Genomic DNA, 24,501 nt, shown 5'->3' with positions numbered 1-24,501 from the left:
CGTCACCACCACCGGAGAAGACCGCGACGCCACACGTGGAGCAGGGCGACGACGAGGACACCGATGAAGACCGTCATCTCGACCAGGCTGGCGGGCCCGAGGTCGGTGCGGATCACCAGCGCCCACGGGAAGAGGTAGACGGCGTCGACGGCGAAGATCACGTAGAGCAGCGCGAAGACGAGGTAGCGGACGCTGCCCTGCTCCCAGCCGCTGCCGATCGGGTCCACGCCGGACTCGTAGGTGGTGAGCTTGCCGGGGTGCGGGTCGCTCGGCGCGAGCAGCCGTCGCACGCCCATGGCGGTGGCCACGAGGGCGACACCTGCCAGGACGACCACGGCGACGACGAGGTACTCACGCATCGCGCTCACCCTAGTCGCTCGACGAGGGGCGGGCAGGGAGGCGGGACGGACCAGGGTATGCCGTGCGCCCGCTCGCTCAGAAGTCGGGGCGCAGGGGGTAGCCGGCCTCGCCGTCGGCGCTGGTGCGGGTGGCGAGCACCTGGTGCAGCTGGATCGAGCCGCGCTCGAAGTTGTAGCGGGACCCGGCGAGGTAGAGGCCCCACACGCGGGCCGTGGCGAGTCCGGCCTCGGCCACGCACTCGTCCCAGTTCGCGGAGAGGTTCTCGCACCACGCACCGCAGGTGCGCGCGTAGTGCTGGCGGAGGTTCTCGTGGTGGTGCACCTCCAGACCGACCCGCTCCATCTCCGAGACGATGCGTCCGGAGGCCGCCAGCTCGCCGTCGGGGAAGACGTAGCGGGCCACGAAGTCTCCGTGGCGCATCGGCACGTGGTCCGGGCTGCGCCAGGTGATGCAGTGGTTGAGCAGCCGGCCCTCGTCGCGGAGCCGGTCCCGCAGGAAGGTGAAGTAGCTGCGGTAGTGCCGCACGCCGATGTGCTCGGTCAGCCCGATCGAGGAGACGGCGTCGAAACCTCGCTCGGCCACGTCCCGGTAGTCCTGGTGCCGGATCTCCGCGACGCCGCCGAGGCTCTCCCTCTCCAGCCGCTCCTGGCCCCAGGCGGCCTGCGCCTCCGAGAGCGTCACCCCCAGTGCGGTCACGCCGTAGTGCGTGACCGCGTGCCGCACCATGCCGCCCCACCCGCAGCCCACGTCGAGCAGACGCATCCCCGGACGGAGCCCGAGCTTGCGGCAGACGAGGTCGTACTTCTCCTCCTGCGCCTCCTCCAGCGTGGCGTCCGCCTGCGGGTAGACCGCGCAGGTGTAGGTCATCGAGGGGCCGAGCAGCATCTCGTAGAACCGGTTGGAGACGTCGTAGTGGTGGCGGATGGCCTCGGCGTCGCGACGGCGACCGTGGCGCAGACCGTGGACGAGCTTGCGCAGCTCCGAGGGCGTCTCGAGCTCGGGCAGCTCCGGCAGGTGCAGGCCGGCCTCCCGGGCGACGCGCACGATCTCGGGGACCTCGCGCACCGGTGGCAGCCGCACGACGAAGCCGTCGGCCAGCAGCAGCTCCTCGTAGGGGTTGCCCTCGTCCATGCCGTCGACCGTCAGGTCGCCCTGGAGGTAGGCCCGCACGAACCCGACCTGACCGGGGTGGCTGGCGACGTAGCTCAGCCCCCGAGGCGTGCGGATCCGGACGACCTTGCCGTCGAGGTTGCCGGCGCTGGAGCCGTCGTGCGCCACCACGCCGAGCGCCGCGGGCTCGCCGATCAGCTCGTAGATCGTCCGAGCAACCGTCCGGGTCGTCATCGTGCTCTCACCGCCTTGTCGTAGAGGGTCGGCAGCCGACCCCGGGGGTCGTACCGCTGCTTCACCGGGTGGTAGGCCGCACCGCCGTAGCGGGCGGCGAAGGTTGCCTCGTCGAAGAAGGACTCCGAGTAGAGCGACTTGTGACCGCCCAGCGCATGGACCTCCTCCTCGATCGCCCGGTTCGTGTCGCCCCGCACGCCGCCCGGCGGGACGTCGACGGCGGACCAGAAGCCGACGTTGACGTAGTCGTGCCCGACCCGCATCGGGTAGAGGGGCCAGGGCGGCCCCCCGTCGGGAGCGGGGGTCGTGGTGCGCAGCCGGACGGGGCACAGCCAGACCGGCTCGATCGGCACCTCGCGCAGGAACCACCGCAGGAAGTCGGCGGTGCGGCCCAGCGGGACCTCGACGTCCTGGACCACCCGCTCCTGCGGCGGGTGGCCGCGCCGCTGCCGGTAGGAGTCCACCCAGCGGTGCCGCTGCTCGAAGGCCATCGCCCGCCAGTAGACGTCGCTGCGCAGCCACCTCCTGGGCCACAGCCTCCGGGCGAGGGGCTGCTGGGCCCCGAAGGCCCGCGAGCACCAGAACCAGTCGGTGTCCCAGCGCCACAGGAAGTCGTGCGCCGTGAGCACGTCGCGCCGCCGGTGCTGCAGGGAACGGTAGAACGGGACCGGCCCGGTGGGGTCGCTGGGGATCATCCCCTGGGTGCTGTCCGACCACCGCCCCAGCGTCAGGTAGGCCTCGGTCGGGCCGAAGACGACACCGTCCAGGAAGTCGACCGGCGCACCACCGTGGGCACCTGGACGGGCGCCGGTGCCCATCACCTCACCGATGGCGGCACCGACGGCGTCGAGGTCGGAGAACCGCAGGTGCTCCAGCACGACATACGGGCTGGTGCGCTCGAGCTCGATCACCAGCCCGAGCACGTAGCCCAGGGAGCCGTAGGAGTTGGGCAGCATCCTGAAGAGGTCGGCGTGCTCCCCGTCCCGCGTCACGGTCACGACCTCGCCGTCGGGGGTGAGCACGTCCATCTCGAGCACCGACTCGTGCGGCAGCCCGGAGCGGAACGAGCTGGCCTCGATCCCCAGACCGCTGACCGCGCCGCCGATCGTGATCGTGCGCAGCTGCGGCACCACCAGCGGCACGTACCCGTGCGGCAGGAGCTCGTCGACGAGGCGTTCGTAGGTGGTCAGTCCACCCACCCGGGCCTGCCCCGCCTCGTCGTCGAGCTCGAACACCCCCTGGAGCGCCGACAGGTCGAGCCCGGTCGTGCCGGTGTCGGCGCGGGGACGGAAAAGGTTTGAGGTCTTCTTGGCCAGCCGGACGGGGGCGTCGAGCGGCAGCGCGGCGTACGACTCCCGGGCGGAGCGCACCGCAGCCTCGTACCGTGACGACCGGGCCGGACCCATGCCTGCCATCATGCCCACAGCACGCACCGGCCCGCCCGAGGACGCGCGGTGTGGCGCCGTCCGCTACCCGCTCGCGGTCACCCCGTCGCTGCGCCGTCCGGGCGATCCACGAGGCGGTTCCCGTTGTGCCACAGCACGTCCCGCAGCCAGTCCACGCCCAGACCCCACCGGTCCAGGGCCTCCAGCTGGTGGGCGTAGGGGTAGGGGATGTTGGGGAAGTCCGAGCCCAGCACCACCCGGGAGCGCAGCTCCGCGAGCCGCCCGAGGAACCGGGGCGGCACGGGCGCGAGCCGCTCCATGAAGTCGGTCCCGACCATCGTGGTGTCGAGGTGCACCCGCTCGTACCGCTCCACGAGGTCGGCGAACGCGTCGTAGTCCGGCATCCCCATGTGCGCGACGACGAGCGTCAGGTCCGGGTGGTCGGCCAGCAGCCGCGCCACGCCCTCGGGCCCGCTGAAGCGTCCCGCCCGGGGACCGTGCCCGGCGTGCATCACCACCGGGACGCGCGCCTGCGCCAGGAGGCCCCATGCCTCGTGCAGCCGGTCGTCGTCGGGCGCCAGGTCGCCGACCACGAGGTGCACCTTGACCAGCTGCAGCCCGTCGGCGACGGCCTCCCGCACCTGCTCGGTCACCCCGGGCTCGGGATAGATCGTCGCGCACCGCAGCACCTGCTCGTGCTCGTGCGCGAAGTCCCGGCACCAGGCGTTCAGACCCTCGGCCATCCCCGGCTTGTGCGCGTAGGTCAGCGCGGGCACCCTGCGCACCCCGAGCTCGGCCAGCACCCGGAGCCGCTCCTCCACCCCCGTGCGGTAGTGGATCGGCCACGGCACGCCGTAGTGCCGCTCACCCTCGTCGAAGTAGGCCCAGATCCGGTCCATCAGGCGGTCGGGGTGGAAGTGCACGTGCAGGTCCGCGAGTCCCGGGAGGTCAAGGGCGCGCAGGTATGCCGGAACCTCGCCGTCCGTGCGCGGCGCCGGCGGTCCGTGGTCGGCGCCGCTCACCGCGCCGCCTCCCGCAGCGCGTCCCCCGCCTGCACGCCGTACCCGCCCCCGAAGAGCAGCGCGTGCACGAGGAGCGGCACCAGCTGGTAGACCGGGATCCGCTCCCGCCACCCGTCAGCGAGCGGGAACGCCTCGACGTAGGCGGCGAACACCCTCCCGCTGAAGCCGCCGAAGAGCTGCATCATCGCCAGGTCCACCTCACGGTGGCCGTAGTGGGCGCACGGGTCGATGAGCCAGCTGCGACCGGCGGGGTCGAGCAGCCGGTTGCCCGCCCACAGGTCGCCGTGCACGAGGGTCGGCTGCTCTGCCGGCCCGAGCCGCTCGTCCCCCACGCGCTCCGCCAGGGCCGCGGTGGCCGGGTCGACCCGCCCCTCGCCCGCCGCCCGGCGGGCCAGCGGGACGACCCGGCGCGCGAGCCAGCTCTCCGCCCACGAGCCGGTCGGGCTGAGGTCGACGGGGCACGCCCCCAGGTAGCCTGCGGGATCCGCGTCCACCGAGCCGAACCTCGGCCCGGTGGTCCGGTGGAGCTCGGCGAGCTCGCGTCCGAACGCCTCCTCGGAGGCCGGGGTCCGCTCGTGCCCCTGGGCGACCAGGCTCAGCGTGATCCGCCGCTCGTCGACCGCGAGCACCTCGGGCACGCGGGCCCCCGCCTCCGCGAGCGCGCGCAGCCCGGCCGCCTCGCGCACGAAGAACAGCGGAGGAGCCCCGGCGAGCGTCTTGGTGAAGACCTCGGTGCCGTCCGCCAGCCGGTCGACGGACGGGGTGCCGGTGGTGCTCACGGCGCCCCCGTCGACGAGCTCCCGCCGAGGAGCTCGCGGAGCTGGGTCACGGTCTCCAGCCCGCCTGCGGCATACGCCTGCCAGTCCCGGCTCTGGCTCGCACGCCGCTCCTGCTCCGCCTGCCACGTCTCCCACGCATGCTCGACGAGCCCCGGCACGTCGGCGTCGGCGGCGGAGCGCAGCTCCCGGTGCAGCGAGGTGGCCGCGGCGTAGCGCCCCTCGTGGAGCTTGTAGGCGGGGAAGGACTGCCCGTCGCGCGCCCGGGCGCACGCGCTGACGTCGCCGGTCAGCACGCCCATGGCGTCGATCGCCTCGCTCCGCAGCTCGGCGACCCGCGCCTCCAGGGACTCGCGGGGCGTGCCGTTCACCGGGTGTCCCGGTGCGCCGCGGCGACCTCGTGGACGGTGCCGTCCCGCAGCGCGCGGACGAGCCCGTCGACCGCGTCCTCGATCTGGTCGTACATCGCGACGTAGGCATGGTCCGGCTCCCCCCACGGGTCGGGGACGTCGAGGATCCCGTCGGTGGTGTCGGGGGCGAAGGCGCCGAGGCGCACGATCTTGGACCGGTCCTGCGGCGTGCGCGCCAGCGCGACCAGCTCAGCCTCGTTCGAGCTGTCCATGGCCACGACGAGGTCCGCCCGGTCGAAGTCCTCCGGCTCGAACTGGGCCCCGCGCGTGGAGAAGACGTAACCACGACGCTCGCCCTCGGCCACCGAGGTCGGGTGCGGTCGCTCGCCCACGTGGTAGTCGGCGGTGCCCGCCGAGCTCACGCTCACGTGGTCGAGGCCCGCCTCGGCGAGCCGGCGGACGAGCACGGCCTCGGCCGCCGGCGAACGGCAGATGTTCCCGAGGCACACGGTCATGATGCGCATGGCCGCAAGTCTGTCACCCGTGCGATGCTGGCCCGATGGACGCCCGGGTCAGGACGGAGCTGGAGGCCAAGGAGGCCGAGATCGTCGAGCAGATGACGACGCTGAGCCGCCCGATGCAGGAGCAGGGCAGCATCTCCTTCGGCAAACGGGTGGGCGACGGGACGGCGATGGCGGTCGATCGGATCACGGCCGTGACCGCCCACGACAACCTTCGGGGCCTGCTGGACGAGGTGCGGCACGCACTGGCCCTGCTGGACGAGGACCGGTATGGCGTGTGCGAGGTCTGCGGGGAGACCATCCCCGAGGGACGGCTCGAGGCCCGCCCGTGGGCCACCACCTGCGTGGCGCACGGCCGCTGACCGCCCTGGAGGGCCGGCGGCAGATCACGGGCGCCCGGGGTCCGGCTCGGGTCCGCCGCCCACCTCCCGGACGGCATGCTCCAGGAACAACCGGGCCGAGGGCAGCATCTGCTGCTCCGTGGACCACGCGATCCCGACCTCACGGAACGCCCTGCGGTCCTCCAGGGCGATCAGGTGCAGGCCCTCGTGCGTCGGCACCCAGGCGTCCGGGACCGGGAGCAGGGCCACCCCCAGCCCCGCGGCGACGAACGCCCGGATCGTGGGCAGGTCGTCGCAGACGAGGGCGACGCGCGGCTCGAAGCCGGCCTGGTGGCACAGCCGCAGGGTCTCCTCCCACAGGTGCGACCGCGGGTGGTTGGCGACGAAGTCCTCCTGCGCCGCCTCCGCGAGGTCGACGCTCTCCCGCCGCGCCCACCGGTGCTCGGGGCCGACGGCGACCATGAGCGGCTCGCGGACCAGCACGCGCCAGCGGGTCGTGCCGTCCTGCGGGGGCAGTGTTGTCAGCTCCAGCTCCACGTCCGTCCCACCCCCCACCGCCGGCGTCAGCTCGTCGCGCTTCGACCTCAGCTCCACGCCCACCCGGGGGTGCGCGCGGTGGAACCCGTTGACGAGCCCGGGGACGAGCCAGGTGCCCAGGGAGGGCTGGAACGCCAGGCTCACCGTCCCCGACTCCGGGTCCAGCAGCTGGTGCACGACGGCCAGTCCGTCGTCGAGCTCGTGCACCGCGGCGTCGACGTGCCGCTTGAAGTCCAGCCCTGCCCGGGTCATCCGCAGGGTGCGGCCGGACCGGCGCAGCAAGGGGGTGCCCACCTCGTCCTCGAGACGCGCCAGGGCCCGGGAGATCCCGGACTGGCTGACGCCCTCGAGGTCGCTGAGCTCGGTCAGGGTGACGCCGTCGGCCACCTGCTGGAACCACCTGAGGTCGCGCATGTCCATGCCTTCTATGCTTGCACGACAAAGGTGATATGTCATCCGTACATTGGACGCATGATGCCTGCTCACGGCATACTTGAGACATGACGAACACCACGCAGACCCCCAGCAACCCCCACACCTCCGAGCTCGAGGCACTGGCCCTCGTGCCTGTCGTCCTCGGCGGACCGTCGACCCGCCGCAGCGGCGACCACCGCTCGCGCCTGCCCCTGCTGCGCCGCACCCATGGCTCCCGCGTCGCCCGCGGTGGCGCTGCCCGCCTCCCCTCCTCCGAGAACCGGGTCACCGTCTCCCGCTGACCCGTCGCACCGCCGGCGGTCGACCCCGCCAGCGTGTCGCCCACGCTCCATAACGTGACCTTGGCTACAGTGGTGAGATAGCACGACCTACGGAAGCGTAGGCTGGAGGGTGATATGTCCAGTACTCCCCTGACCCAGCTCGACCGGGTGGTCATCCGCTTCGCCGGGGACTCCGGTGACGGCATGCAGCTGACCGGCGACCGCTTCACCTCGGACACCGCCGCCCTGGGCAACGACCTGTCCACCCTCCCGAACTTCCCGGCGGAGATCCGCGCGCCCCAGGGCACGCTGCCCGGGGTCTCGAGCTTCCAGCTCCACTTCGCCGACCACGACATCGCCACACCGGGGGACGCGCCCGACGTCCTCGTCGCGATGAACCCCGCCGCCCTGAAGGCCAACCTGGCCGACCTGCCGCGCGGGGCGACGGTGATCGCCAACGCGGACGAGTTCGGCAAGCGCAACCTCGCCAAGGTGGGGTACGCCGCGAGCCCCCTCGAGGACGGGTCGCTCGTCGACGCCGGCTACCACCTGCACGCGCTGCCCCTCACGAGCATGACCGTCGAGGCGCTGACCTCCTTCGACCTCACCCGCAAGGAGAAGGAGCGGGCGAAGAACATGCTGGCCCTGGGCCTGCTGTCCTGGCTCTACTCCCGCGACACCGGCGGCACCGAGGCGTTCCTGCGCGCCAAGTTCGCCAGGGCCCCGCAGATCCTCGAGGCCAACCTCGTCGCGCTGCGCACCGGCTACGCCTACGGCGAGACGACCGAGGACTTCGCGGTCCGCTACCAGGTCGCCGCCGCGCCGATGGCGCCCGGGACCTACCGCACCATCACCGGGAACCAGGCGATGGCCCTCGGGCTCGTCGCCGCCGCGCAGCGCACCGGCCTGCACCTGGTGCTCGGCTCCTACCCGATCACCCCCGCCTCGGACGTGCTCCACCAGCTGGCAGCGCTCAAGCACCTCGGGGTGACCACCCTGCAGGCCGAGGACGAGATCGCCGCGGTCGGGATGGCGCTGGGCGCCTCCTTCGGCGGGGCGCTCGGCGTCACCACGACCTCCGGCCCCGGGCTGGCCCTGAAGTCCGAGACCATCGGCCTGGCCGTCTCGACCGAGCTGCCCCTGGTCGTCGTCGACATCCAGCGCGGCGGGCCCTCGACAGGACTGCCGACGAAGACGGAGCAGGCCGACCTGCTCCAGGCGCTCTACGGCCGCAACGGCGAGTCACCGGTCGCGGTCGTCGCCGCCCAGTCCCCCAGCGACTGCTTCTACGCCGCCCTTGAGGCCGTGCGGATCGCCACGGCCTACCGCACCCCGGTGATCCTGCTCTCCGACGGCTACCTCGGCAACGGCTCCGAGCCGTGGTCGGTGCCGACAGCTGCCGAGCTGCCCGACCTGACCGTCACGCAGACGACCGAGCCGAACGCCACGGACGACAAGGGCCAGCCGGCCTTCCACCCCTACCTGCGCGACGAGGCGACCCTCGCGCGCCCCTGGGCCGTTCCCGGCACCCCTGGCCTGGAGCACCGGATCGGCGGCATCGAGAAGGCCGACGTGACCGGGCACATCTCCTACGACCCGGGCAACCACGACCGGATGGTCCGCCTGCGCCAGGCCAAGATCGAACGCATCGCCGACACCCTGCCCCCGCTGCAGGTCGACGACCCCACGGGCGACGCGCGGCTGCTGATGCTCGGCTGGGGGTCCACGTACGGACCGATCGCCGCTGCCACCCGGCTGGTGCGGGCGACCAGCGCCCCGGTCGCCCGCCTCCACCTGCGCCACCTCAACCCGCTGCCCGCCGACCTCGGCGAGGTCCTGCGCCGCTACGAGCGGGTCGTGCTGCCCGAGATGAACCTGGGTCAGCTCGCCCTCCTCCTGCGCGGCCACTACCTCGTCGACGTGCGCAGCCACACGTCCGTGCGCGGGCTGCCGTTCACCGCGGTCGACCTCGCCCGGGTCATCCACGAGCACCTGCTGGACCTGCAGGGAGAGGAGGGCACGCCGTGAGGATCGACCTCGGCATGCCGTCTGCCGGCACCTCCGCACCGGTCGCCTCCGAGGCGCACCGCTCCGGCGTCGCCGGGGTTCCGTCGCTCGGCGACGCCACCGCGCTGACCAAGAAGGACTTCACCTCCGACCAGGAGGTGCGCTGGTGCCCCGGCTGCGGCGACTACGCCGTCCTCGCGGCCGTGCAGGGGTTCCTGCCCGAGCTGGGCCTGCGCCGGGAGAACATCGTCTTCGTCTCCGGGATCGGCTGCTCCAGCCGCTTCCCCTACTACCTCGACACCTACGGGATGCACTCGATCCACGGGCGGGCCCCGGCGATCGCGACCGGGCTGGCCACCTCCCGCGAGGACCTCTCGGTGTGGGTGGTCACGGGTGACGGCGACGCGCTGTCGATCGGCGGCAACCACCTCATCCACGCCATGCGCCGCAACGTCAACCTGACGATCCTGCTGTTCAACAACAAGATCTACGGGCTGACCAAGGGCCAGTACTCCCCCACCTCCGACGTCGGTTCGGTGACCAAGTCGACACCGTCCGGCTCGGTCGACCACCCGTTCAACCCGGTGTCCCTGGCGATCGGGGCGGAGGCCACCTTCGTGGCCCGCACGATGGACTCCGACCGGGCGCACCTGACCCAGGTGCTGCGCGCCGCCGCCGCCCACCGCGGCACGGCCCTGGTCGAGATCTACCAGAACTGCCCGATCTTCAACGACGGCGCCTTCCAGCTCCTCAAGGACAAGGACGAGGCCACCGCCCGCCTCGCGCACCTGCGCGCCGGGGAGCCGGTGCGCGTGGGCACCGAGCAGGTCGTGGTGCGCGACACCACCGGCCGGCTCCACGTCATCCCCGAGGTCGACGCCGACCCGGCCCAGGTCCTCGTCCACGACCCGGCGGACCCCGACCCGAGCACCGCGTTCGCGCTCTCCCGGCTCGAGGACGCCGCGATGCACCACGTGCCCATGGGCATCTTCCGCCAGGTGCAACGGCGGACCTACGACGACGCCGTCCGCGCCCAGGTGCAGGAGGCGGTCGAGGCCGCCGGGACCCCCGACGGGACCGAGGCCCTGGACGCGCTGCTGCGCGGCCGGGACACCTGGACCGTGGACGGCACCCGTCCCGGCCAGGTGGAGCAGACCCTCGAGGGCGAGACGACCGAGGGTCCCACCTCGGCGGCCGGCGACGCGCTCTCCACCGAGGGTGACCAGGCCTTCCAGGAGTGACCAGGGCCACCCGCACCCAGGAGGGCACGCTCTACGGCTTCCTGGCCTACCTGCTGTGGGGCGTCTTCCCTCTCTACTTCGCGCTGCTGCGCCCCGCCGGCCCCTGGGAGATCGTCGCCCACCGGATCGTGTGGACCCTCGTGATCTGCACCGTGGTCCTCGTCGCGACCCGCGACCTGGCCTGGCTGGTCGACCTGGTCCGGCGACCCCGCAGGGCCACCGGCGTGGTCCTGGCCGGAGCACTCATCGCGGTCAACTGGGGCATCTACACCTACGCGGTGCTCAGCGGCCACGTGACCGAGGCCGCGCTCGGCTACTTCCTCAACCCCCTGGTCACGGTCGCCCTGGGCGTGGTCGTCCTGCGCGAGCGGCTGCGCCGCATGCAGTGGGTCGCGGTGGGGATCGGTCTGGTCGCCGCCGTCTACCTGACGATCGACTACGGCCGGCCGCCGTGGATCTCGCTGACCCTGGCGTTCTCGTTCGCCAGCTACAGCCTGCTCAAGAACCGGCTCGGGGTCTCGCTGTCGGCGCTGCGCTCGCTCGCCGGTGAGTCCCTGGCGATCCTGCCCCTGGCGGTCGTCATCCTCGTCGTGCTGGACCGGCAGGGAGCGACCACCTTCGCCAGCGAGGGCGCGGGCCACACGCTGCTCATGCTCTCCACCGGCGTCGCGACCGCCGTCCCGCTGCTGCTCTTCGCGGCGGCAGCCAGCCGGGTGCCGCTGTCGACGGTGGGGCTGCTGCAGTTCCTCACGCCGGTGCTGCAGCTCATGACCGGCGTGCTCCTCCTGGGCGAGGTCCTGCCCGCCTCCCGCTGGGTCGGCTTCGCGATGGTCTGGGTGGCCCTCGTCCTCCTGACCGTGGACATGGTCGGCCACGTGCGGCGCTCGCGCCGGGCCCGCCAGGACCTCGTCGACCCCGCTCCCTGAGCACCGTCGCGGCGCCCGCGGGTGCACGCCAGGCAATTGTGCACAGCGTGCATTATTGACGTAGCGTGTCCTCGTGACCACCGCCCCCACGACCGGCCGCCGCGAGCTCAACAAGGCACGCACCCGGGAGTCGATCGTCGCCGCCGTGCGCACCCTGCTCGAGCAGCACCCGGTCGCCGACATCACCGCCGACCAGGTCGCGGACGAGGCCGGGATCTCACGGCGCACCTTCTTCAACTACTACAGCGGCATCCCCGCCGTCCTCATCGAGGTGCTGTCCGGGTATGCCGCGCTGCTGGTCGAGCGGGTCAGTCTCGAGGCCCTGCGCGAGGGTCCCGTCGAGGCGCTCCGCGCCCTGGTCCGCACGGGGGGCCTGCCCCCCGAGTTCCTCGACTGGCTGGTCGCCCTCAACTGCCACCCCCACTCCGGGGACGGCTCGGTGCTGATCGAGCGGGCGGTCTGGGCGCAGATGGGCGCCTGGCTGGAGGGGGTGCTGCACGAGCGGCTCCCCGAGGCGCGCGACCCCCTCTACGTCTCGACGCTCGCCAGCGCCGTGATGCACGCCTTCGCTGCCACCGAGCAGACCTGGCTGGAGCAGCTCGCCGACCCCTGCTCGCCCACCGCCGACGACTACGCCGCCTTCCACGTCCACCTCGACCGCGCCCTGGGCTACCTCGCCCAGGGCTGGCGGCCGACCCCCTGATCCTCCGCCCGACCCCGCACGCTCTCCCCCACGTTCCGAACGAAAGGACCCGCCCCGTGGCCTCCCTCCTGCACCGCCTCGGCACCTGGTGCGCCGACCGCCGGTGGATCGTCCTCACCGCCTGGGCCGCCCTGCTCGCGATCCTGGCGACCGGCATGCTCACCCTGTCTCGGCCGCTGACCAACGAGTTCTCGGTGCCGGGCAGCCGCTTCGAGGCGGTGCTCACGACCCTCAAGGCCGAGATCCCCGAGGCCGCCGGCGCCACCGGGACCGTGGTCATCCGCGGCGACGAGCCCTTCACCACCGACCAGGAACGGGCGATCAGCGACGCCGCTGCCGCGTGGAGCGAGATCGAGTCCGTGGAGGCCGTCGACCCGCTGGCCGCCCAGTCCCAGCTCGACGGCACCGCGGACGAGCTCGCCGAGGGACGCCAGCAGCTGGAGGACGGTCGCGCCCAGCTCGAGGCGGGTGGTGCGCAGCTGGAGGACGGTCGTGCAGAGCTCGAGGCGGGCCGCACGGAGCTGGAGGACGGACAGGCCCAGCTCGACGCCACCCGCGAGGAGCTCGAGGCAGGACTCGCCCAGCTCGCGGCCGGCGAGGCCGAGCTCGCCACCCAGGAGAGCGAGCTGGAGGCCGGGCAGGCGCAGCTGGACCAGCAGCTCGCCGAGCTCGAGGCCGGCGTCGCCGCGGGGGTCGTCCCTCCGGAGCAGGAGGCCACCGCGCGCCAGGAGATCGCTGCCGCCCAGGCCCAGCTGGACGCCGGACGTCAGCAGCTCGAGGCCGGGCGGGCCCAGCTGGAGATTGCCCGCGCCGAGCTCGAGGCCGGTCGGGCGCAGCTCGACGCCGGTCAGGCGCAGCTCGACGCCGGTCTGGAGCAGATCGAGGCCAGCGAGGCGCAGCTCGCCACCGCGGAGCAGGAGCTCGAGGACGGCCGGGCCGAGGTCGCCGACGCCGAGGCCGCGCTGGCCGCGGGCGAGCGCGTGGCCGCCCTCACCGACGGCACCCGGCTCGTGAACGAGTCGCGCACGGTCGCGATGTCCCAGATCAGCATGCAGGACTCCGGGGGCACGATCGCGCCGGAGACCCGCGAGGCCATCCTCGAGGTCGGCTCGGAGCTGGAGCAGGCCGGCCTCAGCGTGGACTACAGCAAGGAGATCAACGACGACCTGAGCAGCATCATGGGGCCGGGCGAGATCCTCGGCATCGTGATCGCTGCCGTCGTGCTCATCGTCATGCTCGGCTCCCTGCTGGCCGCGGGGCTGCCGCTGCTCATGGCGGTGGTCGGCGTGGCCGCCGGCCTGCTCGGCGCCCTGACGCTGACGCACTGGGTGTCGATGAACTCGGTCACCCCCGCCCTGGCACTCATGCTCGGGCTGGCGGTGGGCATCGACTACTCCCTCTTCCTCATCAACCGGCACCGTCAGCAGCTGCGGCACGGGATGGGGGTGCGCGAGTCGATCGCGCTCGCCGTCGGGACCTCCGGCAACGCGGTGGTCTTCGCCGGCCTCACGGTGATCGTCGCGCTGGCCGCGCTGACGGTCACCGGCATCCCGTTCCTGGGCGTCATGGGCCTGGTCGCCGCCGCGACCGTCGCCTTCGCCGTGGCGGTCTCCGTCACGATGACGCCGGCACTGCTGTCGCTCATGGGTCTGCGGGTGCTCCCGCGCAAGGACCGCCGCGCCCTGGAGGCCGGTGACCTGCACGAGGCCCTCGACGAGGACGCCCGCGAGGCGGACACTCACCACGGCTGGGCCGCCTGGGTGCAGGGCCGCCCGTGGCTGGTCGTCGTGGCGGTGCTGGCGATCGTCGCCGGTCTCGGGTGGCCGGCGGCCCAGCTGCGACTCGGCCTGCCCGACGGGTCCTCCGAGCCCGCCGGCTCCACGGCATACCGGACCTTCGACACGGTCCGCGACGAGTTCGGCGCCGGCGCCAACGGACCCCTGGTCGTCGTCGCCGAGCTGGACGCCCCCGTCGGCGAGGGTGAGACAGCGCTGCTGGAGGCCCAGGCCGACCTCGGCGAGGAGCTCGCCGAGGTCGAGGGGGTCGTGCGGGTGCTGCCCTTCGGGGTGAGCGCGGACCGCGGCACGCTGGCCTTCCAGGTCGTGCCGGAGGGCGGACCCGCCGAGGAGTCGACCGAGCAGCTCGTGGACCGCCTCGAGATCGCCGTCCCCCAGATCGGCGAGGCCCAGGGTGCCGAGCTCGGCCTCACGGGCGCCACCGTCGCCAACGTCGACATCTCCCAGAAGCTCGCGGACGCGCTGCCCCTCTACCTCGGGGTCGTCGTCGGCCTGTCGTTCGTGCTGCTGCTGCTCGTCTTCCGCTCGCTCGTCATCCCCCTGCTGGCCACCGCCGGCTTCCTCCTGAGCGTGGTCGCCGCGTTCGGCGCGGTCGTGGCCGTCTTCCAGCTCGGGCATCTCTCCGGGGTGTTCGGTGTCAACGAGCCGGGTCCGATCCTCAGCTTCCTGCCCACGCTGCTGGTGGGCATCCTCTTCGGGCTGGCGATGGACTACCAGGTGTTCCTCGTCACCGCGATGCGCGAGGCCCACGTGCACGGCACCGACGCCCGCCGCGCCGTGGTGACCGGCTTCAACCACAGCGCCCGTGTCGTCACCGCCGCCGCGATCATCATGATCTCCGTCTTCGGCGGGTTCGTCTGGGCGCACCTGGCGATGATCCGGCCGATCGGCCTGGGGCTCGCGGTCGGCGTCCTCGTCGACGCCTTCCTCGTCCGGATGACGCTCACCCCGGCCGTGATGTCGCTCCTGGGCGAGAGGGCGTGGTACCTGCCTCGCTGGCTCGACCGGCTGCTCCCGGACGTGGACGTCGAGGGCTCGGCCCTCGAGCGTCGCGCGAGCACCCCGGAGGTCCCTGGCTCCCGCGTGGACCGTCAGGAGACCTCTCCGAGCCGCTGACCGGCGGCACGCAGCAGCGCCCTCGCGCCGGCCCTGGCCACCTCCTCGCCCTCGGTGACCTGGAGGGCCAGCCGGCGACCGTCCCGCTTCCACACCACGATGCCCGGTCCCCCGTCGACGATGTAGGCGGTGCGGTCCGGCAGCGCGCGCAGCCCCACGCCGCCCCAGCGCATCGGGTCGAGGTCCATCGTCTCCACGCCGACGACGTCCTCCGCGCGCACCCGCGCGACCCGGACGGGCAGCACGCGGGAGCGCACCGCCAGACCGTCCTCGTCGACGTGCAGCCGCACCGCCGACCACGCGAGAGCGAGGGCGGCGGTCGTCCCCCCGACCACCGCGACGAACACACCGAGGAGCAGGCTCTCGCCGGAGACGACGACCCAGACGGTCATGGCGGCGAAGAGGGTGAGCACCCCCCAGCCCAGGACCCGCATTGTGGTCGAGGACACCTCGGTGGCCCAGGGGTCGACGGGCCGGGCCGCGCGTCCGCGGAGCGCCTGGACGCGGGAGCGCTCCGGCACCCGGTCGCGCACCTGCGCCAGGGTCGGCACCCGACGGCCGTGCACGACGTACGCCAGCGCCCCGACCCCCAGGGCGCCGGCGACCGCGAGCAGCGCCCAGACCTCGCGCACGTCGTCGGGCCCGTCGACCTCGGTGCGCCAGACGCTCACCGCATACAGCAGCACCGCACCCCAGCCCACGGTGGCGGCGGTGGTGACCACCCAGCGGGACCAGGCCTCGGGGACGGCACGTCGCAGCACGGCGACGGTCGCAGCGGCGATCGCGCCCAGCACCGTGGCGGTCAGCGCGGCGCTGAGGAAGGCCGGGCCGGAGGTCCAGCCGTCGGGCGTGCGCCCCGCCCAGTGGGTCGGCACGCGGTCCGGCGGCGGGAGCACGGTGACGGTCAGCAGCAGCACCGCCAGCGGCAGGATCGCGAGCAGGCCGGCGAGCGGGCGGCTGGGTGTCATGACGTCCTTCGGGCGGGGCGGGAGGAAGAACCAGGGTATGCCGCACCCCGCACCACCGGGCAGACATCGTGCTTCCCGCCGGATGCTTCCGGCGGGAAGCACGACATGTGCCAGGTAGTGCCAGCGGTCCCCCCGTGGGGTCGGCCGATCCGTCTCGGCTACCGTGACAGGCAGCCATGGACACGATCTCCACCACTCCCAGCCAGCCCGGCGAGGAGACGCTCGCGGTCCTGCACGCCGTGCAGGACCTCAGCGACGCGGACGACGCCGTCGAGCTGCTGCGGCGGGCGCTCCGGGCGGCCTGCCGGCTCGCCGGCGCGCGGGTCGGTGTCGTGGGGGTGAGCGACGAGAACCACCCCACCTGGTTCAGCCAGGTGCTGACGCGGGGTCTGGCGGCCGACGACCCCCGGGCACGGTCCCTGCTGGAGCTGCACCCGGACGACGACCCCCCCGACCCCGTCCTGCGGGCCACCCTGCGTCTGAACGGCCAGGTCTACGGCGCCCTGCTCCTGACCGACTGGCCGACGACCCCCGGCACCCGCGAGCGAGCCTGGCTGCAGGTGCTGGCCTCCGCCGTCGAGCTGCGGCTGGACACGCTGCGCCAGCACCGGGTCAGCGAGCTGCACGAGCGGGTGACGAGGACCGTGTGGGAGCTCAACCGCACCATGGTCGACGAGGTGGACCTCGAGATCACCCTCCCGCTGCTCGTCGAGCGGGTCCTGGAGCTCACCGCTGCCAGGGTGGTCGCCCTGGTCGGCACCCGACCCGACGGTGAGCACCGGATCCTGGCGGCGACCGGGTCGGACGCCGGGGCGGTGGTGGCCGAGCTCTCGACCGACCTCACCGAGGTGATGGGCTCCGCCAGCGCGCACCACTGGAGCACGACAACCGTCGAGAACCTGACCGCGGACGCGGGCGGCGGGTCGACGAGCCTGGTGCCCCTCGACACCCGCACCGGCGACCCCGTGGTGCTGGCGGTGCACGACTGGCGGCCGGCCAGCGGCGTCAGCGCGCGCCAGGTGCGCGACGTGCTCAGCGCCCTGGCACTGCAGGCGTCGGTGATCCTGGACCGGGAGCAGCGCGAGCGGGAGCACGACCTGCTCACCGTGCTCGAGGACCGCGACCGCATCGCGCGCGACCTGCACGACCTCGTCATCCAACGGCTCTTCGCGGTCGGTCTCACCCTGCAGGGGGCGAGCAGACGCGCCAACCCGGAGGTGGTCGAACGGCTCGAGGGTGCGGTGGCCGAGCTGGACCAGACGATCCGCGACATCCGGGCCACGATCTTCGAGCTGCGTCACCGACCGGGGGCGGGGAGCTTCCGAGCCGACCTGCGCCAGCTCGTCGAGTCCTACGCCTCGACCCTCGGCTTTGCCCCCGTCGTCCAGCTGGTCGGCCCGCTCGACACGGCCGCGGACGACGAGGTGCAGACCCAGGTGCTCATGGTGGTGCGCGAGGCGCTGTCCAACGTGGCTCGCCACGCGCACGCGACATCGGTCGTGGTCGAGGTCGAGGCCGACACCGACGTGCTGACGGTCAGCGTGCGCGACGACGGCGTCGGGCTCTCCGACAGCGCGGGCGAGAGCGGCCTCGGCAACGTCCGGGCGCGGGCGACCGAGCGCGGCGGCTCCGTGGAGCTGGTCCGGACCGAGCCGCACGGCACCCTGCTGAGGTGGTCCGTCCCGGTATGACGTGGTGGGCCACGGACGGCCCCCCGGCGGGTCCGGTCACCGGTCGGCGACGGACGCTACTTGTCGAACAGCTTCGAGCCGAGGACCGCGGCCTGGGTGCGGCGCTCCAGCCCCAGCTTGGCGAGCAGGCTGGTGACGTAGTTCTTGACCGTCTTCTCGGCGAGGAAGAGCGACTGCGCGATCTGCCTGTTCGTCAGCCCCTCGGCGATCAGCCCGAGCACCCGTCGCTCCTGCTCGGTGAGCAGGGCCAGCTTGTCGGACTGCGGGTCGCCGTCCCTGAGCCGCTGCATCACCTTGCTGACCAGCGAGGGGTCCAGGAGCGAGCGGCCCGAGGCGATGCTGCGGATGCCGTCGACGAGGTCGGTGCCGGCGATCTGCTTGAGCACGTAGCCGTCGGCGCCCGCCATGATCGCGGCGAAGAGCGCCTCGTCGTCGTCGTAGCTGGTCAGGATCAGTGCCCGGATCTGCGGGTTGGCCGCCCGCACGTCGCGGCAGACCTCGATCCCGGACCCGTCCGGCAGCCGGCCGTCGAGCACCGCCACGTCCGGGGCGAGCCGGACGATGTCGGCGACGGCGCGCACCGCGCTGCCCGACTCCCCCACGATCTCCAGGTCACCCTCGGCGGACAGCAGGTCGTGCAGCCCACGCCGGACCAGCTCGTGGTCGTCCAGCAGGTAGACACGGATCGGCCCGTCGGCGGAGGTGGTCGTCCCGGTCATGGTCCGTCGCTCCTCAGGCCGAGCGCTCAGCAACGCCGTCGACGAGGGCGCGCAGGGCCTCGACCGCAGGACCGTCGGGCAGCCCGTCGAGGAGCGCGCGGGCCTCGTCGGCGACCCGTCGGGTGTGTGCGCGCGCCTGCCCCATGGCCCGGTGGGCACGCAGCAGGGTCAGCGCCTCGTCCAGCTCGTCCGGGTCGCTGACCGGGCCGCGCGTCAGCGCGAGCATGCGCGCGTCGGCGGGATCCTCGGAGGTGCGGGCGTAGAGCACGGGCAGGGTCGCCTTGCCCTCGCGCAGGTCGGTGCCGGGCGTCTTGCCGGAGATGTCGGACGACACGTCGAGCAGGTCGTCCGCGAGCTGGAAGACCACGCCGAGCCGCTCACCGAAGGCGGTCAGCGTCAGCACGGTCTCGGCGTCGCAGCCGCCGAACATGCCCCCGTAGCGGGCGGCGGTGGCGATGAGGGCGCCGGTCTTGTCGGCGAGGATCTGCAGGTATGCCGTGACGGCGGCCGGGTCGTCGGCGTCACCGGCCAGGGCGGCCGCGGAGGGGAGGTCGTCCAGGGTCTGCCGGTCGTCGCGGATCTGGCCGGCGCAGAGCCGGACGAAGGTCTCCGCCTGGATCTTGACGGCCTCCGCCCCCAGCCCGGCGACGACCGCGGAGGCGGTGCCGAAAAGGAGGTCGCCGACCAGGATCGCGGTGGCGTTGCCGTAGCGGGCGTTGGCGCTCTGGACGCCGCGGCGCAGGTCTGCCTCGTCCATGACGTCGTCGTGGTAGAGCGAGGCGAGGTGCGTCAGCTCGACGCCGACGGCGGCGTCGACGACCTGCTCGTTCCAGCCCTGACCGACCTCGCTGGCAAGGAGGGTCAGCAGCGGCCGGAACCGCTTGCCACCGGCGGCGGCCAGGTGGCCGGCGGCCTCGGCGATGAAGGGGTCGTGGTGGTCCACGACCTCCGCCATCCGCACACCCACCCGGTCGAGCCCGGTGGCCACCCGCTCCTGCAGCTCCTCGTCGACCCCCGGGATGGAGGCCACGACCGTGGTACCGGGGCTGGGAGGAGGGGTCACCGCAGGAACGAGGCGGTGCTCTGCGCCAGGTCGAGCAGCGGTGAGGGCATGACGCCCAGCCCCAGCGTGACGGCCAGCCCGGCGACGATGGCGAAGGTGGTCAGCAGGGACGGGGCCGCCACGGTCGTGCCGCCCGCCTCGTCACCGACCCACATCGTCACCACGAGCTTGAAGTAGATGTAGGCGGTGACCGCGCTGGCCAGCACGCCGATCACGGCCAGCCACGCCCAACCCTGGCTGATCGCCGCCGAGAACACCGCGAACTTGCCGGTGAAGCCGGAGGTCAGCGGGATGCCGGTGAAGGCGAGCATGAGGAAGGTGAACGAGGCGGCCAGCCACGGGGAGCGCCGCCCCAGCCCGGCCCACTGGCCGACCTGGCTCGCCTCCGTGCCCGAGGACCGGACGAGAGCGATGATCGCGAACGCCGGGATCGTCATGAAGCCGTAGGCCGCGAGGTAGAACATCGTGCTGGAGATGCCGGCCTGGTCCATCGAGATCAGCCCGACCAGCACGAAGCCGGCGTGCGCGATCGAGGAGTAGGCCAGGATGCGCTTGACGTCGGTCTGCACGATCGCCAGGACCGCACCGACCACCATCGTGAGCACGGCGATGGCGGCCAGGATCGGCTGCCACTCCAGGCGCACACCCTCGAAGGCGACGTAGAGGACGCGCAGCATCGCCCCGAAGGCCGCTACCTTGGTGCAGGCCGCCATGAACCCGGTGACCGGGGTGGGGGCACCCTGGTAGACGTCCGGGGTCCAGGCGTGGAAGGGCACGGCCCCGACCTTGAACAGCAGGCCGGAGACGATGAGGAGCACGCCGGGGATCAGGATCCCGTCCATCCCGACGCCGGAGGACACGGCGACCGCGATCTCGGGGAAGCGCATCGACCCGGCGTAGCCGTAGACGAGCACCGCACCGAAGAGGTAGAAGGCCGAGCTGAAGGAGCCCAGCAGGAAGTACTTCAACGACGCCTCCTGCGAGAGCAGGCGCCGGCGGCGGGCCAGGCCGGTGAGGATGTAGAGGGGCAGCGACAGCACCTCGAGGGCGATGAACAGCAGGATGAGGTCGTTGGCCGCGACGAAGAGCATCATGCCGCCGACCGAGAACAGGGTCAGGGGGAACACCTCGGTCGTCGTGGCGCCCAGCCGGGTGGACAACGACTCCTCCGCGGACCCGGGCGTGGAGGCCCCGGCCTGGGTGAAGGTGTCGGGCTGCTGCCCGCCGAACCGCTCGGCCATCACCAGCAGGCCCATCAGCGACAGCAGCAGGATGAGCCCCTGCAGGAGCAGCGCCGGACCGTCCAGGGCGATGACCCCGGCCGCCGTCAGTCCCTGCTCGCCGGGTCCGAGGACGACGAGGGCGACGAAGGCGAGCACGAGGGTGGCCACCGAGACCGGCACCTGCACGGCATACCGGTGCTCCCGCCCCGCGAAGCCCTCCACGAGCACGCCCACCAGGCCACCGACGAAGACGATGATCAGCGGCAGGAGTGCGACGTAGTTGATCGCCGGGGGGACGAAGAGGTCCGTCATCAGCGGCCATTCCCTTCAGCGTGTGCGGAGTCGACGGTGGGGGCCGGGTCGGTGACCCCGACGTGCTGCAGGGTCTGCTGCACGGCGGGCTCGAGCAGGTCCAGCACCGGCTTGGGGAAGAACCCCAGGACGAGGAAGGCGGCGATGATCGGGGCCACGACCAGCTTCTCGCGGCCGGTCATGTCCGGGACGTGCGGCAGGTCGGGCCGGGGGCCGGTCGCGATCATGCTGTACATCCGCAGGATGTAGACGGCGGCCAGGATCACCCCGACGATCGAGAGGAGCCCGATCCAGGGGTGGCTCTGGAAGACGCCGACGATGACCATGAACTCGCTGACGAAGGAGTTCAGACCGGGCAGCGCCAGGCCGGACAGGCCCGCGACGAGCAGGGACCCGGCGATGATCGGGGTGACGCGCTGCCACCCGCCGTAGTCGCGCATGTCGCGGCTGCCGTGCCGGGCGATGAGCATGCCCGCGACCAGGAAGAGCCCGGCGGTGGTGAAGCCGTGGTTGACCATGTAGAGCGTCGCTCCGGAGCCGGCCACCGTGGTGAAGGCGAAGATGCCCATGACGATGAAGCCGAAGTGGCTGATCGAGGTGTAGGCGATCAGGCGGAGCATGTCGTTCTGGCCGATCGCGAGCAGCGCGCCGACGATCATCGAGGTCAGCGCCAGCACGAGGATGACGGGGGTGGCCCACCGGCTGGCCTCGGGGAAGAAGGACAGGCAGAACCGGATCATGCCGTAGGTGCCGACCTTGTCCAGGACGCCGATGAGCAGGACCGAGGTGGCCGGGCGGGCCTGCTCGGCCGCCAGCGGCAGCCAGGTGTGGACGGGCCACATCGGGGCCTTGATCGCGAAGGCGATGAAGAACCCGAGGAACAGCCAGCGGCCGGCCTCGACCGACAGGTCCAACCCGGTCAGGTTCGTCACCAGGAAGCCGTCGGTGCCGCGGGGGCCGGCCAGGAAGAGACCGATGACCGCGACAAGCATGACGAGTCCGCCGACGAGGGAGTAGAGCAGGAAGGTCGTGGCCGCCTTCCACCGGCGGGGGCCGCCGAACATGCCGATCAGGAAGAAGACCGGGATGAGCATCGCCTCGAAGAAGACGTAGAACAGGAACACGTCGATCGCGGCGAAGACACCGACCATCGTCGAGAGCAGGGCCAGCATCATCGCGAAGTACGTGTGCTGGCGGCGGTCGACCGCAGGGACGTCGTCCCAGGCCGCCAGGATGCAGATCGGCACGAGGATCAGACCGAGCAGGATCATCGACAGCGAGATGCCGTCCACCCCGAGGGCGTAGGACACCCCGAACTGCGGGATCCAGGAGTACACCTCGGTGAGCTGGAACTGCTCGTCGGAGCCGATGGAGTACTGCGTCGTCGCCACCACGCCCACCGCGAGGGTGAGCAGCGAGACGCCGAGCGCGACGGGGCGGACGAGCGTGCTCCCCTTGGGCAGCAGGGCCACCACGAGCGCGCCGAGGAGCGGCAGCACCAGCAGGGTGGTCAACCAGGGAAAGTTCATCACTGCATCACCCAGACGGCTCCGAGGACGGCGACGATGCCCAGGAGCATCGTCAGGGCATACGAACGGACGAAGCCGTTCTGGGCGCGGCGAAGGACACCGGCCGCCCCGGTCAGGCCCGCGGCGGTGCCGCCGGTGAGGCTGCCCTCCACGAGGGTCCTGTCCGTCTCCACCAGGGTCTGGACCACGGCGTCGGTCGGGCCGCGGAAGAACGCCTCGTTCACGTCGTCCTGGTAGAGGTCGGCACGCGCCGCCCGGGTGAGGAGGCTGCCCCTCGGCGCGACGACCGGCACCTCGTCCCGGCCGTAGCGCAGCCAGGCCAGCGCGACGCCGGCGAGCATGAGCACGAAGACCGCGACCTGGATCGCCAGGACCGGGATGACCGGCTCGTCGTGCTCGACGTGGCCGAAGACCGGCTCGAGCCAGGAGGACAGGATGCCGGTCGGCCAGAGCGCGGCGCCCAGACCCAGCGAGCCGAGCGCCAGCACCATCATCGGGACGGTCATCAGCAGGCCGGACTCGTGGGGGTGGGCGTCGTCCTCCCAGCGGGCCTTGCCGTGGAAGGTCATGAAGAACAGGCGCGACATGTAGAAGGCGGTGATGCCGGCGGTGACGAGGGCCGCCAGGCCGAAGAACCAGGGCCGCCAGCCCTCGCCGACGAAGGCGGCCTCGATGATGAGGTCCTTGCTCCACCAGCCGGACAGGAACGGCACACCGATGATCGCCACCCACCCGGCGGCGAAGGTCAGCCAGGTGGTCCGGACCTTGCCGGACAACGCTCCGAAGCGGCGCATGTCGACCCGGTCGTTCATGGCGTGCATGACCGAGCCGGCACCGAGGAACATGCCGGCCTTGAAGAAGCCGTGGGTCAGGAGGTGGAAGATCGCGAAGGTGTAGCCGATCGGGCCGAGCCCGACGGCCAGCATCATGTAGCCGATCTGCGACATCGTCGAGGCGGCCAGCGCCTTCTTGATGTCGTCCTTAGCGCAGCCGACGATCGCTCCGTAGACCAGGGTGACCGTGCCCACGAGCGCGACCACGAGGCGTGCGTCGGGGGTGAGGTCGTAGATGGCCTGCGAGCGGGCGACCAGGTAGACGCCGGCGGTGACCATCGTCGCGGCGTGGATCAGCGCAGAGACGGGGGTCGGGCCGGCCATCGCGTCGCCCAGCCAGCTCTGCAGCGGGAACTGGGCGGACTTGCCGGCCGCGCCGAGGAGCAGCGCCAGGCCGATGAGGGTCAGCATGGTGCCGCTGGCCCCGCCCGCGCTGCCGTGCACGGTGGCGTAGTCGAGCGCGCCGAAGGTGGTCAGCATCAGCGCCATGGCAGTGATGAGGCCGGCGTCGCCGATGCGGTTGACGATGAAGGCCTTGTTGGCTGCGGTCGCAAAGGCGGGGTTGCGGTTCCAGAAGCCGATCAGCAGGTAGGACGCCAGACCGACACCCTCCCAGCCGACGAACAGCAGCAGGTAGGAGTCGGCCAGCACCAGGACCAGCATCGCCGCCACGAAGAGGTTGAGGTAGGCGAAGAACCGGCGCTTGTCGGGGTCGTGCTCCATGTAGCCCAGCGAGTAGACGTGGATGAGCGAGCCCACGAACGTGATGAGCATGACGAAGGTCAGCGACAGCGGGTCCAGGAGCAGCCCGGCGGTCACGCTGAAGTCACCGGCGGACACCCACTCCCAGAGCGGGAGCTGCAGGGCACGGTCCTCCGGCGCGAGCCCGCGCAGCTGGAGGATCACCAGGACCCCCACGACGAAGGAGGCCCACGACAGCACGGTGGCCAGCAACGGCCCCCAGCCGTCGGTGCGTCGGCCGCCCAGCAGCAGCAGCGCGGCACCCAGGAGCGGCAGCGCGATCATGAGCCACCCGACCTCGG

At 72.4% G+C, this 24,501-nt stretch carries 22 protein-coding genes; 8 read left to right on the top strand and 14 right to left on the bottom strand.

The window, feature by feature from the left end; all coding sequences use genetic code 11:
- Positions 1–2: 2 nt before the first annotated feature.
- The 7 genes from ACI3ET_RS12765 to ACI3ET_RS12735 all read right to left on the bottom strand — a co-directional run bounded on the left by ACI3ET_RS12765 (position 3) and on the right by ACI3ET_RS12735 (position 5,761).
- Complete coding sequence (locus tag ACI3ET_RS12765; protein ID WP_405033440.1) at positions 3–359, bottom strand: NADH-quinone oxidoreductase subunit A; 357 nt, start codon at positions 357–359, stop codon at positions 3–5.
- A gap of 76 nt (positions 360–435) precedes the next feature.
- Positions 436–1,704: a class I SAM-dependent methyltransferase gene (locus ACI3ET_RS12760; RefSeq protein ID WP_405033438.1), complete on the bottom strand. Its 1,269-nt coding sequence runs from the start codon at positions 1,702–1,704 to the stop codon at positions 436–438.
- Positions 1,701–3,110: an FAD-binding oxidoreductase gene (locus tag ACI3ET_RS12755; protein ID WP_405033436.1), complete on the bottom strand. Its 1,410-nt coding sequence runs from the start codon at positions 3,108–3,110 to the stop codon at positions 1,701–1,703. The genes ACI3ET_RS12760 and ACI3ET_RS12755 overlap by 4 nt, the downstream gene beginning before the upstream one ends.
- Positions 3,111–3,187: 77 nt before the next feature.
- A complete protein-coding gene (locus ACI3ET_RS12750; RefSeq protein WP_405033435.1) occupies positions 3,188–4,111 on the bottom strand; it encodes an amidohydrolase family protein in 924 nt (307 codons plus the stop codon).
- A complete protein-coding gene (locus tag ACI3ET_RS12745; RefSeq protein ID WP_405033434.1) occupies positions 4,108–4,890 on the bottom strand; it encodes a fructosamine kinase family protein in 783 nt (260 codons plus the stop codon). The genes ACI3ET_RS12750 and ACI3ET_RS12745 overlap by 4 nt, the downstream gene beginning before the upstream one ends.
- Complete coding sequence (locus tag ACI3ET_RS12740) at positions 4,887–5,258, bottom strand: hypothetical protein (RefSeq protein WP_405033433.1); 372 nt, start codon at positions 5,256–5,258, stop codon at positions 4,887–4,889. The genes ACI3ET_RS12745 and ACI3ET_RS12740 overlap by 4 nt, the downstream gene beginning before the upstream one ends.
- Positions 5,255–5,761 carry a low molecular weight protein-tyrosine-phosphatase gene (locus tag ACI3ET_RS12735; protein ID WP_405033432.1) on the bottom strand — a complete coding sequence of 169 codons (507 nt, stop codon included), beginning with the start codon at positions 5,759–5,761 and terminating at the stop codon, positions 5,255–5,257. The genes ACI3ET_RS12740 and ACI3ET_RS12735 overlap by 4 nt, the downstream gene beginning before the upstream one ends.
- 35 nt (positions 5,762–5,796) lie before the next feature.
- Between ACI3ET_RS12735 and ACI3ET_RS12730 the strand changes: the two genes are divergently transcribed.
- Entirely contained in the window at positions 5,797–6,120 is a 324-nt protein-coding gene (locus ACI3ET_RS12730) for a TraR/DksA family transcriptional regulator (protein WP_405033431.1), read from the top strand.
- Positions 6,121–6,144: 24 nt separating this feature from the next.
- On the opposite strand, the gene ACI3ET_RS12725 is transcribed toward ACI3ET_RS12730, so the two are convergent.
- The gene (locus tag ACI3ET_RS12725; protein WP_405033430.1) at positions 6,145–7,056 is read right to left on the bottom strand and encodes a LysR family transcriptional regulator; all 912 of its coding nucleotides are present in this window, start codon (positions 7,054–7,056) and stop codon (positions 6,145–6,147) included.
- Positions 7,057–7,136: 80 nt separating this feature from the next.
- Here ACI3ET_RS12725 and ACI3ET_RS12720 point away from each other — a divergent pair, with 80 nt between their 5' ends.
- From ACI3ET_RS12720 to ACI3ET_RS12695, 6 genes are all read left to right on the top strand, one after another.
- Positions 7,137–7,352 (top strand): hypothetical protein, encoded by a 216-nt coding sequence (locus tag ACI3ET_RS12720; protein WP_405033429.1) that lies wholly within the window; start codon positions 7,137–7,139, stop codon positions 7,350–7,352.
- A 114-nt stretch (positions 7,353–7,466) separates the two neighbouring features.
- The gene (locus tag ACI3ET_RS12715; protein ID WP_405033428.1) at positions 7,467–9,359 is read left to right on the top strand and encodes a 2-oxoacid:acceptor oxidoreductase subunit alpha; all 1,893 of its coding nucleotides are present in this window, start codon (positions 7,467–7,469) and stop codon (positions 9,357–9,359) included.
- Complete coding sequence (locus ACI3ET_RS12710; RefSeq protein ID WP_405033427.1) at positions 9,356–10,579, top strand: 2-oxoacid:ferredoxin oxidoreductase subunit beta; 1,224 nt, start codon at positions 9,356–9,358, stop codon at positions 10,577–10,579. The genes ACI3ET_RS12715 and ACI3ET_RS12710 overlap by 4 nt, the downstream gene beginning before the upstream one ends.
- Positions 10,576–11,505: an EamA family transporter RarD gene (gene rarD / locus ACI3ET_RS12705; protein ID WP_405033426.1), complete on the top strand. Its 930-nt coding sequence runs from the start codon at positions 10,576–10,578 to the stop codon at positions 11,503–11,505. The genes ACI3ET_RS12710 and rarD overlap by 4 nt, the downstream gene beginning before the upstream one ends.
- Positions 11,506–11,578: 73 nt before the next feature.
- Positions 11,579–12,208 carry a TetR/AcrR family transcriptional regulator gene (locus ACI3ET_RS12700; protein ID WP_405033425.1) on the top strand — a complete coding sequence of 210 codons (630 nt, stop codon included), beginning with the start codon at positions 11,579–11,581 and terminating at the stop codon, positions 12,206–12,208.
- Between the two features lie 56 nt (positions 12,209–12,264).
- Positions 12,265–15,120 carry an MMPL family transporter gene (locus tag ACI3ET_RS12695; RefSeq protein WP_405033424.1) on the top strand — a complete coding sequence of 952 codons (2,856 nt, stop codon included), beginning with the start codon at positions 12,265–12,267 and terminating at the stop codon, positions 15,118–15,120.
- Here ACI3ET_RS12695 and ACI3ET_RS12690 read toward each other — a convergent pair.
- A complete protein-coding gene (locus ACI3ET_RS12690; RefSeq protein ID WP_405033423.1) occupies positions 15,096–16,088 on the bottom strand; it encodes a hypothetical protein in 993 nt (330 codons plus the stop codon). The genes ACI3ET_RS12695 and ACI3ET_RS12690 overlap by 25 nt on opposite strands.
- Positions 16,089–16,264: 176 nt before the next feature.
- On the opposite strand from ACI3ET_RS12690, the gene ACI3ET_RS12685 reads away from it, so the two are divergent.
- The gene (locus tag ACI3ET_RS12685) at positions 16,265–17,779 is read left to right on the top strand and encodes a sensor histidine kinase (RefSeq protein WP_405033422.1); all 1,515 of its coding nucleotides are present in this window, start codon (positions 16,265–16,267) and stop codon (positions 17,777–17,779) included.
- 56 nt (positions 17,780–17,835) lie between these two features.
- On the opposite strand, the gene ACI3ET_RS12680 is transcribed toward ACI3ET_RS12685, so the two are convergent.
- The 5 genes from ACI3ET_RS12680 to nuoL are packed head-to-tail and all read right to left on the bottom strand — an operon-like array spanning position 17,836 to position 24,484.
- Positions 17,836–18,498 (bottom strand): response regulator, encoded by a 663-nt coding sequence (locus tag ACI3ET_RS12680; protein WP_405033421.1) that lies wholly within the window; start codon positions 18,496–18,498, stop codon positions 17,836–17,838.
- A gap of 13 nt (positions 18,499–18,511) precedes the next feature.
- Entirely contained in the window at positions 18,512–19,528 is a 1,017-nt protein-coding gene (locus ACI3ET_RS12675; protein WP_405033420.1) for a polyprenyl synthetase family protein, read from the bottom strand.
- A 29-nt stretch (positions 19,529–19,557) separates the two neighbouring features.
- Positions 19,558–21,096 carry an NADH-quinone oxidoreductase subunit NuoN gene (gene nuoN, locus ACI3ET_RS12670; RefSeq protein WP_405033419.1) on the bottom strand — a complete coding sequence of 513 codons (1,539 nt, stop codon included), beginning with the start codon at positions 21,094–21,096 and terminating at the stop codon, positions 19,558–19,560.
- A complete protein-coding gene (locus tag ACI3ET_RS12665) occupies positions 21,096–22,625 on the bottom strand; it encodes an NADH-quinone oxidoreductase subunit M (protein WP_405033418.1) in 1,530 nt (509 codons plus the stop codon). Before ACI3ET_RS12665 ends, nuoN begins: the two co-directional genes overlap by 1 nt.
- Complete coding sequence (nuoL, locus tag ACI3ET_RS12660; RefSeq protein ID WP_405033490.1) at positions 22,625–24,484, bottom strand: NADH-quinone oxidoreductase subunit L; 1,860 nt, start codon at positions 24,482–24,484, stop codon at positions 22,625–22,627. The genes ACI3ET_RS12665 and nuoL overlap by 1 nt, the downstream gene beginning before the upstream one ends.
- Positions 24,485–24,501 lie beyond the last annotated feature (17 nt).

It is taken from the genome of Ornithinimicrobium jinqii (assembly GCF_045032595.1).
Taxonomy (GTDB): Bacteria; Actinomycetota; Actinomycetes; order Actinomycetales; family Dermatophilaceae; genus Ornithinicoccus.
Note: the sequence above shows the minus strand (reverse complement) of the source record. Positions and strands in the feature narration are given on the sequence as shown.